This window comes from Curtobacterium sp. MCBA15_005, assembly GCF_001864855.1.
Classification (GTDB): domain Bacteria; phylum Actinomycetota; class Actinomycetes; order Actinomycetales; family Microbacteriaceae; genus Curtobacterium; species Curtobacterium flaccumfaciens.
Genome location: NZ_MJGL01000014.1, coordinates 92,008 through 106,711, shown reverse-complemented (window position 1 = coordinate 106,711; position 14,704 = coordinate 92,008). Strand labels below are relative to the sequence as shown.

Sequence of the window (14,704 nt, the reverse complement as noted above, 5' to 3'; positions counted from 1 at the left end):
CGCTGTGGTCAGAACTGGACGCGCGGCGGCTCGGCGATGGCCGCCGGCTCGTTCGTCTCGAAGAACGGTGCCTCGGAGAAGCCGCGGTTCTTCGCGAACGTGGAGTTCGGGAACACCCGGATCTTCGTGTTCAGCTCACGCACTCCGCCGTTGTAGAACCGGCGGGCGGCCTGGATCTTGTCCTCGGTGTCGACGAGCTCGGACTGCAGCTGCAGGAAGTTCTGGCTCGACTGCAGCTGCGGGTACCCCTCGGCCACCGCGAACACGCTCTTCAGCGCCTTCTGCATGTGCCCCTCGGCGGTGGAGGCCGTGTCGGCGTCACCGGCGGACAGGGTCTCGGCGCGGGCCTTCGTCACGTCGTCGAAGACCGCCTTCTCGTGCGTGGCGTACCCCTTGACCGTGTCCACGATGGTGGGGATGAGGTCGGCGCGGCGCTTCAGCTGCACCGAGATGTCGCTCCAGGCCTCGTCGACCCGGACCTTGAGCGTGACGAGGGAGTTGTACGTCACCCAGAGGTAGATCCCGATGATCACCAGGACGACCACCACCACTCCGACGACGATGAGCGTCGTGACGAGTCCGGTGTCCATGCGGGCGTACTCCTTTGCGCGTCGGGATCCGCGGTGCTGCGTTGGCCTGAACGGCCATCGTGAAGTCTATCGACGCGCTGAGCATGCTCTGTTCCTCGAGCAGTGTTCACGGCCGATTCCCGAGTCACGCACACCGGGCTCCCGGACTGCGGCCCGATACCGAACCTCATCCGCGAGGTGTATTGACCGGAGGCCGCCGATCCCGTGGGATGGGTCCGGTGAACACGAGCGGGGAGAACGTGGACGAGGGGGCTGTCGGGGGCGACAGCCCTCGTCGTCCTGCCCGCTTCGCCCTGCTCGCAGCGGCGACGACGGTCCTCGTCGCCGCCCTGCTCGGCGCCGCGGCAGCCCCGGCCGTCGCGGTCGCCGCGGGTGGCCCGTCGGTCGTCGCGGCAACTGCGGACGCCCCGGCAGCCCCGGCCGCCGCCGCTCCCACCGCCACGCCCGGGACGAGCGAGATCGCCCCGCCGAACACCGGCCGTCCGGGCGCTCCGACGCCCACACCCACCCGTCCCGCCGTGCGGCCCACGATCGCCGATCCGGGTGACGTCACGACGGGGACGACGCGCTTCCACGGCACCGGTACCCCCGGGCACGCGGTCCGGGTGACGGGCCCGGGCGCGACGGGTTCGTCCGGGTGCACGACCCGGGTCGACCCGAACGGATCGTGGGCCTGCCTCGGAACCGTCCGCTCCGGTCCGCACCAGGTGTTCACGGTGCGCGACCTCACCGCCGCACTGCCCGTCGCGAGCGCACCGGCGTCGGACGTCATCGTCCCGCCGACCCTCTCGTCCGCCGGGCCCACCGGCGGGACGGTCTCCGGCACGGGGTACCCCGGATCGACCGTGACGCTCTCGGTGTCCGGATCCTCGGCCCAGCAGACCGCCCGGGTCGGCGCAGACGGCCGGTGGGTCGCCGCCCTGGGGACCCGGGCCGACGGTCGGTTCACCGTCACGGCGTCGCAGACTGCCAGCACGGCCGACGGGTACCGGTCCGACCTGCGGAGCGCGGCCTCCGCTCCCGTGACGGTCACGGTCGACCGCACGGCGCCGGCCGCCCCGCGCATCACGACACCGGACGACGGCCAGCGCATCGGCACCCGCTCGACGACGATGGCCGGGACCGGTGAACCCGGCGCCCGCGTGACCGTGTACGTCGACCGTGCGCCGGTGTGCGGCGCGGTGGTGGGGTCGGACGCCTCGTGGTCGTGCTCCACCGCGGGGTCGACGTTGCGCGCCGGCGGGCACAAGCTCACCGCGACGCAGCACGACGTCGCGGGCAACTACTCCCGGTCGTCAGCCGCCGTGCGGGTCACGGTGCGGACCACCACCACGACCCCGACCGCAGCACCGACGCCGGCCGCCACGGACGCCCCGGGGACACCGGGCACGTCGACGCCGGGGTCCAGCGCGACGGCGGGCACCCCCGGCACGACCGGCCACGGCGGAACCGGCAACGCCAACGGCACGAACGCCGCCGGCCACGGGGGCGACGGCGGCAACGACGACGGCGGCGCAGCAGGCACCGGCAACGGGTCCAGCAACGGCGACGGCACCGGCACTGGCAGCGGCACCGGCACCGGCAGCACCCCGGCCGGCGTCGGCAGCACCGGAGGCCACCCCGACTGGTCCGGCCCCGCGGGCGACTGGACCGCGGCGACCAGCTACGACCGCACCGTCCCGACCATCCAGGCCGCGTTCTCGTGGCGGACCGTCCTGGTCGCCACCGCCGTCGCCGCCGGGTTCCTCCTGCTCATCGCCGCGCCGCTCGCCCTCGTGGCCGCGGTCACCCGAGGCCGCCTCCGCTCGCCGTTCGCCGGGCTGCTCGGACGCAACCGCTCGCGGTCGGACCGCACACGGGGCGACGACGTCCTGCCGACCTGGGCGTCCATCGCCATCGCGGTGTCCGTCGCGGCGCTGTGCACCCTGCTCGGGGTCGGCGTCGAACTCGAGGCCCGGTACGCCCGTCTGGCGATCGCCGTCCTCGCCGGCACCGGTGTCCTGACCGCCGCCGTCGTGTTCGCCACGCGGTGGGCAGCCGGCAGCGATCACCGCGCCGTCGGGTTCCGGGTGTCGCCGTGGCTCGTCCTCGCAGCGCTCGTGGCGTGCGGCGTCACCCGTGCGGCCGATCTCTCCCCCGCCCTCATCGTCGGTGTCGTCCTCGTGCCGTCCGGCCGCCCCGGACTGGGGACCGGCCCGCTCCGCCTCGGCACCGGTATCGCCACGAGCGCCCGGGGTGCGACCTGGCGGGTGCTGGCCCTGCTCGGACTCGCCGCGGCCGGCTGGGTGCTGCACAGCCTGCTCGCCGGCGGGGGCTTCTGGGGGTCGCTCGGGTCGGAGTTCGCCATCACCCTGTGCGTCGGTGGCCTCGGTGCCGTGGTCGCGACCCTGCTGCCCGTCGCGGGGTCCGCCGGCAGCGCGCTGCTCGCAGCCTCCCGCGGTCGGTACGTCGCGCTCGCGGTGGTCGCCGTGGCGCTGACCACCGCGGTCTACTCGGGGACGACCGGCACGCACGCCGCACCGGCCCTGCTCGTCGGGATCGCCGCGGCCTGTGTGGTGGCCGCGATCGCGGCCCTGGTCTGGCTGCGCACCGACCGGCGTGCGGCACGCGTCTGAGCCGAGCCGGGCCTCCAGAGCGGCGCTCCGCACCGCCCCGGGACAGAAGACGCACATCCGGGCCGGTTCGCGGACAGCGGGCTAGTGTGACGATCGGACGACCACGCCGCACCGGACCAGCGGTGCAGCGGCGCCTCGTGACCGGTGCCCGCGCAGGACGGTCGGTGTGCACCGCACGACCGCGGCAGGAGCGATGATGACCGACACCCGACCCGACAGCCACCCCGACACGGACACCCGGTCCGACTACGACGCGACGCGCTTCCGCGAGGTGTTCGAGGGCAGCTTCACCTACGCCAACGGCTTCGCCCGCAACACCCACCGCTTCGCCGGCCGACCCGCGCTGCGCGAGCCGGAGACGGACCGCTCGTGGACCTACGCCGAGCTCGGCGACGTCGTCGACCGGATCGCCGGGTGGCTCGTCCGGCACGGTGGCGGACGGGGTTCGGTCGTGATGGTCGAGCTGTTCAACACACCCGAGTTCGCGATGCTCTACCTGGCCTGCCACCGCATCGGCGCGGTGTTCTCGCCGACGAACTTCCGGCTCGCCCCAGACGAGGTCGCGTTCATCATCGAGGACTCCGCACCCGCCGTCCTGGTGCACGACACCGAGCGGACGAGTGCGATCGCCGCTGCGCTGGGGTCGTCGCCGCACCGGCCGGACCAGGTCGTCCCGGTCGGTGGCGACCACGACCGGTTCGCCGAGCTGCTCGCGTCCGAGCCCCTCTCTCCCGAGGAACTCGCGGCGATCGGTCCGCGCAGCACCTACGACGAATCCACCCGGCTCTACACCTCGGGCACCACCGGTCGTCCGAAGCCGGTCCCGCTGCCGAGCCTGGTCGAGGTGCTCAGCGCACACGACGTGGTCATGCACTTCCCGCTCAGTCCGTTCGACAAGACGCTCAACATGTCGCCGCTGTTCCACCGCGGCGGCCTGTACTCCGGCGGCCCGAACCCGGTGTTCTACGTCGGCGCGGAACTCACGACGCTGCGCCACTTCGACGCCGACCGGGTGCTCGACCTGGTCGAGTCCGAACGCCTGACGTTCCTGATCGGCGCTCCGCCGAACCTGGTGCAGCTCGCCGACGCGCAGGAACGCCGGGCGCGGGACCTGTCGAGCCTCAACGGCATCGTCACGATGGGCGCACCACTCGACCGAGCCGCGGCACTGCGGTACCAGGAGCTGCTGTCGCCGCGGATCTTCAACGGCTACGGCACCACCGAGACCTTCTGGAACACGTTCCTGCGCCCCGAGGATTTCCCGGACGGCGCCGGTTCCACCGGTCGCGCATCGACCGACGACGACGTCGCCGTCGTCCGCGTGCACGAGGACCGTCTGGCCGACCCGACCGACACGGTGGCGAAGGACGGCACCGAGATCGGCGAGTTCGCCGTGCGCACCGTGAAGTCCGGCTACTCGTACCGGAACCCCGGGCTCGAGGCGGAGAAGTTCGCGAACGGCTGGTTCTACCCCGGCGACCTCGCCACGTGGGACGAGCACGAGCGGGTCACGATCGTGGGCCGCAAGGACGACATGGTGATCTCCGGCGGCGAGAACGTGCACCCTGTCCAGGTCGAGGCGGTGTTGCAGGAGCACCCCGGGGTCGCCGACTCCATCGTGGTGGGCGTGCCGGACCCGCGGTGGGGCGAGGTCGTCACGGCGTACGTCGTCCGTGCCGGCGACCGACTGCCGGCCGACGACGCAGAGGCAGCGGCCGCGCTCGAGGAGTGGACCGGCTCCCACCCGGGCCTCGCCCGGTACAAGCGTCCGCGGCGGTACCGCTTCGTCACGGACGTCCCCTACAACGCCACCGGCAAGAAGGTGCACTATCTGGCGAAGGACACGGCCGCGGCGGATGCGGCAGCGGGCCGGCTGATCGAGCCGTAGCGCGCCCGGTACCCGGCCGGTGACTGCCTGGAGGCCCGTGGCGGCGCCGCCACGGGTCTCCAGGTCGTCAGCTGGTCGCGTCCACCGCGCGCCGGGGCGCGTTGCGGGCGAAGAGGCCGGGCAGGAGCCCGCCGATCTTCGTCCCGATGCACAGGCTGACGAAGGTCGCGAGCGGGGTCGCGAGCGCCTCCGGGTCGAAGGTGGCCACCGCCACCAGCCCGACCGTCCCCGGCACGAGCAGCAGGAACGCCGGGAAGAACGACACCGTCGCCGGGATCGCCGGCACGAGCCGCTCGAGCAACCGGGTCGCGACGAACAGCAGCGCCGCTGCGGCCCCGGTCGCCACGACGCTGCCCCAGAGCGGCGTCGTCGTGCTCACCACGGCGTAGGCGGTGACCATGACCGCCACGGACACGAGCGTCAGGCGCCACCCGGACCGGAACACCAGACCGAGCCCGACCGCGAGCACCACGACGGCGACCCACGACACCCAGTACGCCGGCACGGACTCCCAGCCGGCCAGGTCCGTGCCGACCCCCGCGACCTCGCCGACGAGCGCGGCCGACGACGGGTCGACGTGCAACCCGGTCAGGGCGCTGCCGGACGCGATGCCGGCGGCCATGAAGCCGAGCATGATGAGCCCCTGCACCAGCCGCGACGACCCGGTGACGATGTCCGCGGCGGTGAGTTCGAGCAACGCGTTGGTGATGAGCGCGCCGGGGACGAACACCGCGACCGGGGCGCAGACCGCGAAGAGCGGGACCTGCTCGAACCCGGTGCCCGCGGCGACCAGGCCGACGATCGCCGTCGACACGAACGCGGCCAGGAACGGGATGATCGCCACGGCTTCGCGGAAGCGCCGGAGGACCAGTCCGATCACGCCGACCAGACCACCGACGACGAGCGCCAGGACGATCGCCCACCAGGGGCAGCGGAAGACGACGGCCAGGCCGGCCGAGGTCAGGGCGTTGCCGAGGATCCACGGCAGGGCGGGCGGCGGGACGGTGCCGGCGCGGATGGCCCGGACGCGGGCGGGGATCTCGGCGAGGGCGATGGAGCCGCTCTCGAGCCCGAGCACGACGCGGTTGGCGCGGGCGGCCTGGCGGGACGACAGTTCGACGCCCTCGGCGTTGACGATCGTGGCGGCGCCCGTCGAGACCTCGCTCACCATCACCAGGGCGGGCAGGACGCCGATCGCGAGCGTCGGTCCGACCCCGGCGGCGTCCCGGGCCTTCTCGAGCGCCGACCGGACGTCGGTGACGGAGCTGCCGGCGTCCAGGAGCAGGGCTCCGAGGGTGCCCAGGAGCATGCCAACCGGGACGCTCTCGCCGTCGACGACCTCGACGTGGGCCTCCGGTCGGCGGAGGGCGTTCTGCAGGTTGGCGAGTGCGCTTCCGAGTCCGACCACGATCGTCGATGCTACTGGGCGTGCGGTGTTCGGTACCCCCGGTGGGACTCGAACCCACAACTCGGCGATTTTAAGTCGCATGCCTCTACCGATTGGGCCACGGGGGCGGGCCGCAACAGCCTACCGATGCACGAAGGCGGCCACCCTTCACGGGTGACCGCCTTCGTGACGAGTGGTGCTACTTGGCGTCGGCCGGGGCCGTCACCGGCTCGGCGGCGTTGGAGACGTCCTTCGCGGGCTCGCCGTACACGGGGCCGGCGGCACCGGCGACCTTGCCCTCTTCCGGAGCCGGGGCTGCGGCGGGCGCGGCCGGGGCCTCGGCAGCGGGCTTCGGACGGGACGCGAACGCCTCGAACGCGGCACGCGGGGTCTCGCGGTCGTCGAGCGACACGATGTCGCGGCCCAGGAAGAAGCCACCGACCCAGTCGCCGATGACGCGCCACTTGCGCTCCCACGACGGCATGGCCAGGCCGTGGTAGCCGCGGTGTGCACCCCAGGCCAGGAAGCCCTTCATGGCGAACTTGCCGGACTGGAACACGCCGGTGCCCAGGCCGAGACCCGCGACGGCACCGAGGTTCTCGTGCTTGTAGTCGGTCGTCGCCTCGCCACGGATGGTCGCGACGACGTTCTTCGCGAGCTGCTTGGCCTGACGCACGGCGTGCTGGGCGTTCGGCACGCAGAACCCGCCGACACCGCCACCGGTCAGGTCCGGCACGGCCGCGACGTCGCCGCAGGCCCATGCGTCGGCGATCACGCCGTTGTCGTCGACCACGCGCAGGTCGGGCTGCACGCGGATGCGGCCACGCTGCTCGAGCGGGAAGTCGGTGCCCTTGACCATCGGGTTCGCCATGACGCCGGCGGTCCAGATGATGAGGTCGGACGGGATGGTCTCGATCGCGCCGTCGCTCGTCTTGAGCTCGCAGACGCCACCCACGGCCGAGGCCAGCTGGGTCTCGAGGTGCACGGTCGCGCCACGCTCGGCGAGGTTCTTGAGCACCCAGTGCGACGTCTCGAGCGAGACCTCGGGCATGATGCGGCCCATCGCCTCGACCAGGTGGAAGTGCGTGTCGTCGAAGGACAGCTGCGGGTGGCTCTTCAGCAGGTCGGTGACGAAGGAGCGGAGCTCGGCGAACACCTCGATGCCGGCGAAGCCACCACCGACGACGACCACGGTGAGCAGGCGGTCGCGCTCGGGACCGGCCGGCAGGTTCGCCGCCTTGTGGAAGTTGCTGAGGATGCGGTCACGGATGGACGCGGCTTCCTCGATGGTCTTCAGGCCGATGGCCTCGTCCGCGACGCCCGGGATCGGGAACGTGCGGGACACCGCGCCGGCGGTCATGACGATCTGGTCGTAGGACTCCTCCCACGCCTCGCCCTCGGTCGGGGTGATCGTCGCCGTCTTGGTGGCGTGGTCGACCTTGGTGACCTTCGCCGTGACGACGCGGGTCTTCTTGAGGTGACGACGGTGCGCGACGACCGCGTGACGCGGCTCGATGGAACCGGCGGCGACCTCGGGCAGGAACGGCTGGTACGTCATGTACGGCAGCGGGTCCACCATGACGACCTCGGCTTCGCCCTGGCGAAGGTGCTTCTCGAGCTTCCATGCGGTGTAGAAACCGGCGTAACCGCCGCCGACGACGAGGATCTTGGGCACGGGGGATGATCTCCTTGGATGGGGGTGTGCGGGAGTCGAGTCAGACTTCGCCGCCACCCGCCCCGACTCCAGCGTCTGCACCGTCATCATACGCCCGGCATGCACACCGGGAGGGCGACCAGTCCGCGCGCTCGAGCGCGAGGTCGCCGATGGGGTTGACGCCGGGTCCGGCGGCGAGGGCGTGGCCGACGAGGGCGTGCAGGCACTTCACGCGGGTGGGCATGCCACCGGCGCTGATGCCGTCGATCTCGTCGACGTGTTCGATCGACTCGCGATCGGCCAGGTAGGACTCGTGGGCCGCGCGGTACTGCGCGGCGACTTCGGGGTCCTCGAGCAGTGCTGCCAGCTCGGGCATCACCTGGTTGGCCTCGAGGGTGCTGACCGCAGCGGTGGCTGCGGGGTGGCACAGGTAGTAGAACGTCGGGAACGGGGTGCCGTTCGACAGCCGGGGCTTCGTGGAGACGACGGTGGGGTTGCCACAGACGCAGCGTGCCGCGATCCCGATGACGTCACGTGCCGGTCGGCCGAGCTGCGCCGACACGACCTGGACGTCGCGGTCGGAGGGCGGGTCGAAGGGAGGGGTCGTCACGGGAACGTGAGCCTACCGGAGAAGCGGAACCCCTCGCACCGTCGGGCCGGACGGCTCCGCGCCCTGCGGTCCGGGACTACTTGCTGTCGCCCGTCCCGGAGACGTCGGGGGCGACGAGGTCGGCTGCCCGCTCATCGGTGAGCCCGGACTGCAGCACCGACGAGAGCATCGCCTGCACCCAGTCGACCTTGGGCGTCTGCACCTTCGCGCTCACGGGGGTGCCCGAGTCGGTGGTGGGGGTCTTGTCGGCGGCCTCGTCCTCGGCGCCCATCACGAGGTAGCTCTCCTCGCCCGGGTACACGTAGAGCAGTCGGTCGCGGGCCTGTGCCTCGATGTACGCCGGGTCGTCCCAGCGTGCGACGTCCTGCTTCTTCTGCTGGACGTCGGCCTTCTGGCTCGCGACCTCGTGCTGCTGCTGGGCGATCTGCTCCTGCTGCTGGATGAGCGTCCGGAGCGACGGCGCGAGCACCACCACGAAGAGCACGATGATCGCGAGCATGAGCAGGCTGAACCCGGAGAAGTGGATCGAGCGGTACCAGGGCTGCGCGGGCGTGCTGCCGTCGGGCATCGCCACGGGGACGCGGCGGACGCGGGGCTTCTGGCTGGGCACGGTCCGACGATAACCCGGCTCGGTCCGTCCGGCCGCCCGGCACGCGGCCGTTCGGCGCCCTCTCAGCGTCTCGCGTCGCAGCCGGGAGGCACGGCTTCGGCCCGCCCCTGGAGTCCCGCACCTGGAGCGGTCACCACACACCGCCCGGCGCACGTCCGGTGGTCACGTCCTGTCGGCCAGGCCCGGGCCAACCGACGACTCACGACCACTCGACGCAGGGCGCGCGGCACGTCCTGACCGCTCGGCACTCCGGGCGGCACACACGACGAGACGCCGTCCTCCCGGAGGAGGACGGCGTCTCGGTGGTGCGGGTACTGCTGGCCGGGCTGGTTACAGCGACGCGGCGCGCGGGAAGGCCGAGCGACCGGCGTACACCGCGGCGTCGCCGAGCTCTTCCTCGATGCGGAGCAGCTGGTTGTACTTCGCGACGCGGTCCGAGCGGGCCGGGGCGCCGGTCTTGATCTGGCCACCGTCGACCGCGACCGCGATGTCCGCGATCGTGGTGTCCTCGGTCTCGCCGGAGCGGTGCGACAGGATCGAGGTCAGGCCGTGACGGTGCGCGAGCGAGACCGCGTCGAGGGTCTCGGTGAGCGTGCCGATCTGGTTGACCTTGACGAGGATCGAGTTCGCGGCCTTCTCGTCGATGCCCCGCTGCAGACGCTTCGGGTTGGTGACGAACAGGTCGTCGCCGACGATCTGGACCTTGTCGCCGAGCTCGGCGGTCAGGTGCGACCAGCCTTCCCAGTCGTCCTCGGCCAGCGGGTCCTCGATGGTGACGAGGGGGTAGTTCGCGACGAGCTCGGCGAAGTAGGAGGTGAACTCCTGGCTCGAGAGCTGCTTGCCCTCGAACTGGTACTTGCCGTCCGAGAAGAACTCGGTGGACGCGACGTCGAGGCCGACGGCGATGTCCTTGCCGGGCGTGTAGCCGGCCTTCTCGATCGCGGTGAGCAGGAAGTCGAGCGCCGCGCGGTTCGACGCGAGCTCCGGCGCGAAGCCGCCCTCGTCGCCGAGGCCGGTGGCCAGGCCCTGCTTCTTCAGCTCGCCCTTGAGGGCGTGGTAGGTCTCGACGCCCCAGCGGAGTGCCTCGGAGAAGGACTCGGCGCCGTACGGCACCAGGAAGAACTCCTGGATGTCGACGTTGGTGTCCGCGTGGGCACCACCGTTGACGACGTTCATCAGCGGGACGGGCAGCGTGTGCGCGTTCGGGCCGCCGAGGTAGCGGAAGAGCGGCAGGTCGACCGAGTCGGCTGCGGCACGGGCCACGGCGAGCGAGGCACCGAGGATCGCGTTCGCGCCGAGGCGGGACTTGTTCTCGGTGCCGTCGAGCTCGATGAGCGCGGCGTCGACGAGGCGCTGGTCGGTGGCGTCGAAGCCCTCGAGCGCCGGGCCGATCTCGTCGAGGACGGCGTCGACGGCCTTGAGCACGCCCTTGCCGCCGTAGCGCGAGGCGTCGCCGTCGCGCAGCTCGTACGCCTCGAACGCGCCGGTGGATGCACCGGACGGGACGAGCGCGCGGGACACGACGCCGTCGTCGAGGAGGACCTCGACCTCGACCGTCGGGTTGCCTCGGGAATCGAGGACTTCGCGTGCGCCTACGGCATCGATCAGGGCCACGGGGTACTCCCTACACATTGGTTGTGGTGATTGCGGTGTCGATCCTAGCGAGCGGAGGTGAACACGACGTCGGCCGTGACGCCCCGCTGTGGACGAGTCCGTGCTGGAACGAGGACTGGGTGCTCAGTCGAGCGGGCGGAACTCGACGCCCTCGAGCGACGCGGTGTCCGCCGAGACGGTGGCGAACGCCGTGAAGCCCTGGGCGGCGAGGCCGGCGAGCAGGTTCTTCGTGTTCTTCGTGCGGCGCTCGAGCCGGACGCGTCGGTGGGACGCCAGCGCCTCGGTCTTCAGCGCGGCGAGCCGGACCGGGTCGACGTCCTTGTCGTACACGAGCACGACGGCGTCGGCCTCGGCGGACTCCGGGAGGGTCACGAGGTCGACGAGCCGCTCGAACCCGAGCGAGAACCCGACCGCGGGGACGTCCTGCCCGAGGAACCGGCCGATCATCCCGTCGTACCGGCCGCCGCCACCGAGGCTGTAGCCGAAGTCGGGGTGCGCGACCTCGAAGATCGTGCCCGTGTAGTACCCCATGCCGCGCACGAGCGTCGGGTCGAAGCGCAGGTCCACCCCGGGCAGCGCCTCGCGCAGGCGGAGCAGGTCGGCGAAGGCCTCGGCGTCGAGCCACGGCTCCCCCTCGACCGACGTCCAGTCGGCGGCCTCGAGCGCGCGGATGGTGTCCTCGAGCCCGGGCAGGTCGGCGCCCACGGTGCTGCGGAGCTCCGCCGCGACGCCGTCCGCACCGATCTTGTCGAGCTTGTCGATCGTGATGAGCGCACGGTCGGCGGCGGCGGGCTCGGTGATCCCCCACGACGCGAGGAGCGCCAGCAGGATCCGGCGGTCGTTGATCCGGATCGTCGTGCCGCTGACCCCGAGGGCGTCGAGGGCCGCGGTCGTCGCGCGGATGAGCTCGATCTCGGCGAGCTGCCCGGGCTCCCCCAGGATGTCGATGTCGCACTGCACGAACTGGCGGTAGCGACCCTTCTGCGGGCGCTCGGCACGCCAGACCGGCGCGATCTGCACGGATCGGAACACCGACGGCAGCTCCGCGCGGTGCGAGGCGTAGAACCGGGCCAGCGGGACCGTCAGGTCGAACCGGAGACCGAGGTCAGCGAGGTCCAGCGGCGCTTCGGCTGCCTGCAGGTCCTCGGTGGTGAGCCCGCGCTTCATCACCGCGAACGCCAGCTTCTCGTTGTCACCGCCGAGCCCGGAGTGCAGCCGCGCAGCGTCCTCCACCACCGGGGTCTCGATCTCGTCGAAACCGTGCCGCGAGTAGACGTCCCGCACGACACCGAGCACGTGCTCGCGCCGGGCCTTGTCCGCCGGGAGGAAGTCACGCATGCCACGGGGTGCCGTCACGGTCGTTGCCATGCGGTCAATTCTGGCAGACGGGCGTCTCCGGCTTGCGCGCGTGCCGACCCACTGGCATACTGCATGCAGAACCTCGGTCCGGATCGTGCCTGATCCACGCTCCGGACCGATTCGCGGGGCGACGTGCTGCAGTGCGTCCCGCGGTTCGAGCGGGCTTCCCTGTCGGCCCCTCTCCCTGGTGGAGCCGACGCCCGCTCACGGGCGCCCTCTCTTTTTCGGGTTGGGAGGGCGCCCGTTCTCCCCTGCCCGGAGCGATCTCCCGACCGGGGATCACTCCGCAGCCCGACCGGCCTCCTCCAGCGCCGACACCGCGGCCCGCACACTGGCGACCGGGTCCACCCCGCGTCGTGCCGCAGCCGCGACCTCCCCGAGCACCGCTCGCCCCCACTCGGCGTCGACCGTCCCCACCCCGTCGTCCGCGGGCGCGTCGGATGCGGCGGACGCGGCGGACGCACCACGGGCCTCCAGGCCGACGCCGGAACCGGCCCCGACGACGGACGCGACGACCGCGTCGGCATCCCCGCGTTCCGCCAGGCGTTCCAGCAGCTTCACCGCACGCTCCAGTGGCGGCATCGCCCGCGGCACCCCGTCGAACGCACTCCGCCGGCTCGCCTTCTCGGCAGCCTTGGCCGCACGCCAGACCCGCACGACGTCCTCGACGGTGTCCGCCGTCTCGTCGCCGAACACGTGGGGGTGCCGCCTGGTCATCTTGTCCCGCACCCCGGCGGCGACGTCCTCGAGGGTGAAGTCCCCCGCGCGGGCGGCGATCCCCGCGTGCAGGACCACCTGGTAGAGCAGGTCACCGAGTTCCTCGCGGACGTCGTCCGGGTCGCCGTCGTCGATGGCGTCGACGAGTTCGTACGACTCCTCGACGGCGTAGCGCGCGAGCGAGGCGTGGGTCTGCGCCCGGTTCCAGACGCACCCGCCGTCCTCAGCGAGCAGGCGGTCGACGACGGTCACGAGGTCCGGTACGGCGGTCATCTGGTCATCGTGCCACCCGCGTACACTGGACGTGGTGTGTCGGGAAGTCTGGTCGACGGACACTCACCCGACCCCTCGAGACGGAGATCCATGTCGTCCCTCGTCCGCTCCCCCCGCTTCAGCGCCATCGCGCTCCTCACCGCCGCCGTGCTCGGCCTGGTCGTGGCGAACTCCCCGATCGGCCCCGGCCTCGAACGCTTGCTCGACGCGCACCTGCCGCTCGGTGCCCTCGGCCTCGACCTGTCGATCGCGCACTGGATCAGCGACGGCCTGCTCGCGGTCTTCTTCCTGCTCGTCGCGATCGAGCTGAAGCAGGAACTCGTCGACGGCGAGCTGTCGAACCCCAAGACCGCGATCATCCCCGCCATCGCGGCGGTCGGCGGCGTGCTCGTCCCGGCCGGCATCTTCCTGCTCGTCACCGCGGGCACGCAGTACACGCACGGTTGGCCGATCCCGACGGCGACGGACATCGCGTTCGCGCTCGGGGTGCTCGCCATGTTCGGTCGCGGGCTGCCGAGCGGCATCCGGGTGTTCCTGCTCGCGCTGGCCGTGCTCGACGACCTCATCGCGATCATCATCATCGCCGTGGTGTTCGCCCACGACACGGACTTCCTGGCCCTCGCGGGCGCTGTCGTCACCCTCGCGGCGTTCTGGCTGCTCGGCCGGATGCTCCGTCCGGGGCGCAGCGGGCAGACGCTCGTCATCGTGGCGATGGTCATGGTCGGGCTCCTGACCTGGTGGCTCGTCTACCACTCCGGTGTGCACGCCACGATCGCCGGCGTCGCCCTCGGGCTCGTGCTGCCCCGACGCCCGGGCCACACCCTGCACGAGAACGTCGAGCCGTGGTCGAACGCCATCGTGCTGCCGGTGTTCGCGTTCGCGTCGGCCGCCGTTATCATCCCCTCGGTCGGCATCAGCGAGCTCTCCCCCACGTTCTGGGCGGTCGTCCTCGCACTGCCGGTCGGCAAGGTCATCGGCATCACGCTGTTCGGCACGATCGCCACGCGGATCTTCCGCTCGCCCGGCCGCTCGTCGCTGTCGTTCTTCTCGATCATCACCGTCGGCGTGCTCGGCGGCATCGGGTTCACGGTGTCGCTGCTCATGAACGAGCTGGCGTTCGCCCGCAACGAGGAGATCCTCGACGAGGGCGTCCTCGCCGTGCTCGTCGGCTCGGGCATCGCCATCGTCGCGTCGGCGGTCGTCGTCACCCTGCGGGCGCGGGCGTACCGCGCGCGCCGCGAGCTGTCCGAGGCCGAGGACACCGAGTAGCGGGTCGCGGGCCGGGGTTCACAACCGCTCGCGACAGAGCACACGTCGTTCGACGCGTGCTCTGTCGCGAACGGCGCGCGCGCCGTGGACGTGGCCGATGACGGCCTGGAGGCACGGT

General features: G+C 72.0%; 11 protein-coding genes and 1 tRNA gene. 3 read left to right on the top strand and 9 right to left on the bottom strand.

Going from position 1 to position 14,704, the window contains the following annotated elements:
- Positions 1 to 8 precede the first annotated feature (8 nt).
- A complete protein-coding gene (locus tag BIU89_RS09290; protein WP_027464499.1) occupies positions 9 to 590 on the bottom strand; it encodes a LemA family protein in 582 nt (193 codons plus the stop codon).
- A 218-nt stretch (positions 591 to 808) separates the two neighbouring features.
- On the opposite strand from BIU89_RS09290, the gene BIU89_RS09285 reads away from it, so the two are divergent.
- Both BIU89_RS09285 and BIU89_RS09280 read left to right on the top strand, forming a co-directional pair.
- Positions 809 to 3,205 (top strand): Ig-like domain-containing protein, encoded by a 2,397-nt coding sequence (locus BIU89_RS09285; protein ID WP_139178917.1) that lies wholly within the window; start codon positions 809 to 811, stop codon positions 3,203 to 3,205.
- Between the two features lie 196 nt (positions 3,206 to 3,401).
- Positions 3,402 to 5,093 carry a class I adenylate-forming enzyme family protein gene (locus tag BIU89_RS09280; protein WP_071246064.1) on the top strand — a complete coding sequence of 564 codons (1,692 nt, stop codon included), beginning with the start codon at positions 3,402 to 3,404 and terminating at the stop codon, positions 5,091 to 5,093.
- A gap of 67 nt (positions 5,094 to 5,160) precedes the next feature.
- On the opposite strand, the gene BIU89_RS09275 is transcribed toward BIU89_RS09280, so the two are convergent.
- The 8 genes from BIU89_RS09275 to BIU89_RS09240 form a co-directional block, all read right to left on the bottom strand.
- Entirely contained in the window at positions 5,161 to 6,501 is a 1,341-nt protein-coding gene (locus BIU89_RS09275; protein WP_027464496.1) for a threonine/serine exporter family protein, read from the bottom strand.
- Positions 6,502 to 6,534: 33 nt separating this feature from the next.
- Positions 6,535 to 6,608: transfer RNA gene (locus tag BIU89_RS09270), tRNA-Leu, on the bottom strand.
- Between the two features lie 71 nt (positions 6,609 to 6,679).
- Positions 6,680 to 8,155: an NAD(P)/FAD-dependent oxidoreductase gene (locus BIU89_RS09265; protein ID WP_071246022.1), complete on the bottom strand. Its 1,476-nt coding sequence runs from the start codon at positions 8,153 to 8,155 to the stop codon at positions 6,680 to 6,682.
- A 40-nt stretch (positions 8,156 to 8,195) separates the two neighbouring features.
- Entirely contained in the window at positions 8,196 to 8,744 is a 549-nt protein-coding gene (locus BIU89_RS09260) for a DUF501 domain-containing protein (RefSeq protein WP_027464495.1), read from the bottom strand.
- Positions 8,745 to 8,820: 76 nt separating this feature from the next.
- Positions 8,821 to 9,354 carry an FtsB family cell division protein gene (locus BIU89_RS09255; protein WP_083404279.1) on the bottom strand — a complete coding sequence of 178 codons (534 nt, stop codon included), beginning with the start codon at positions 9,352 to 9,354 and terminating at the stop codon, positions 8,821 to 8,823.
- Positions 9,355 to 9,684: 330 nt separating this feature from the next.
- Complete coding sequence (eno, locus tag BIU89_RS09250) at positions 9,685 to 10,968, bottom strand: phosphopyruvate hydratase (protein ID WP_027464494.1); 1,284 nt, start codon at positions 10,966 to 10,968, stop codon at positions 9,685 to 9,687.
- A gap of 123 nt (positions 10,969 to 11,091) precedes the next feature.
- The gene (hisS, locus tag BIU89_RS09245) at positions 11,092 to 12,336 is read right to left on the bottom strand and encodes a histidine--tRNA ligase (protein ID WP_071246020.1); all 1,245 of its coding nucleotides are present in this window, start codon (positions 12,334 to 12,336) and stop codon (positions 11,092 to 11,094) included.
- A gap of 270 nt (positions 12,337 to 12,606) precedes the next feature.
- A complete protein-coding gene (locus BIU89_RS09240) occupies positions 12,607 to 13,317 on the bottom strand; it encodes a MazG family protein (protein WP_071246018.1) in 711 nt (236 codons plus the stop codon).
- Between the two features lie 90 nt (positions 13,318 to 13,407).
- Here BIU89_RS09240 and nhaA point away from each other — a divergent pair, with 90 nt between their 5' ends.
- Entirely contained in the window at positions 13,408 to 14,586 is a 1,179-nt protein-coding gene (gene nhaA / locus BIU89_RS09235) for a Na+/H+ antiporter NhaA (RefSeq protein WP_071246016.1), read from the top strand.
- Positions 14,587 to 14,704: the final 118 nt, after the last annotated feature.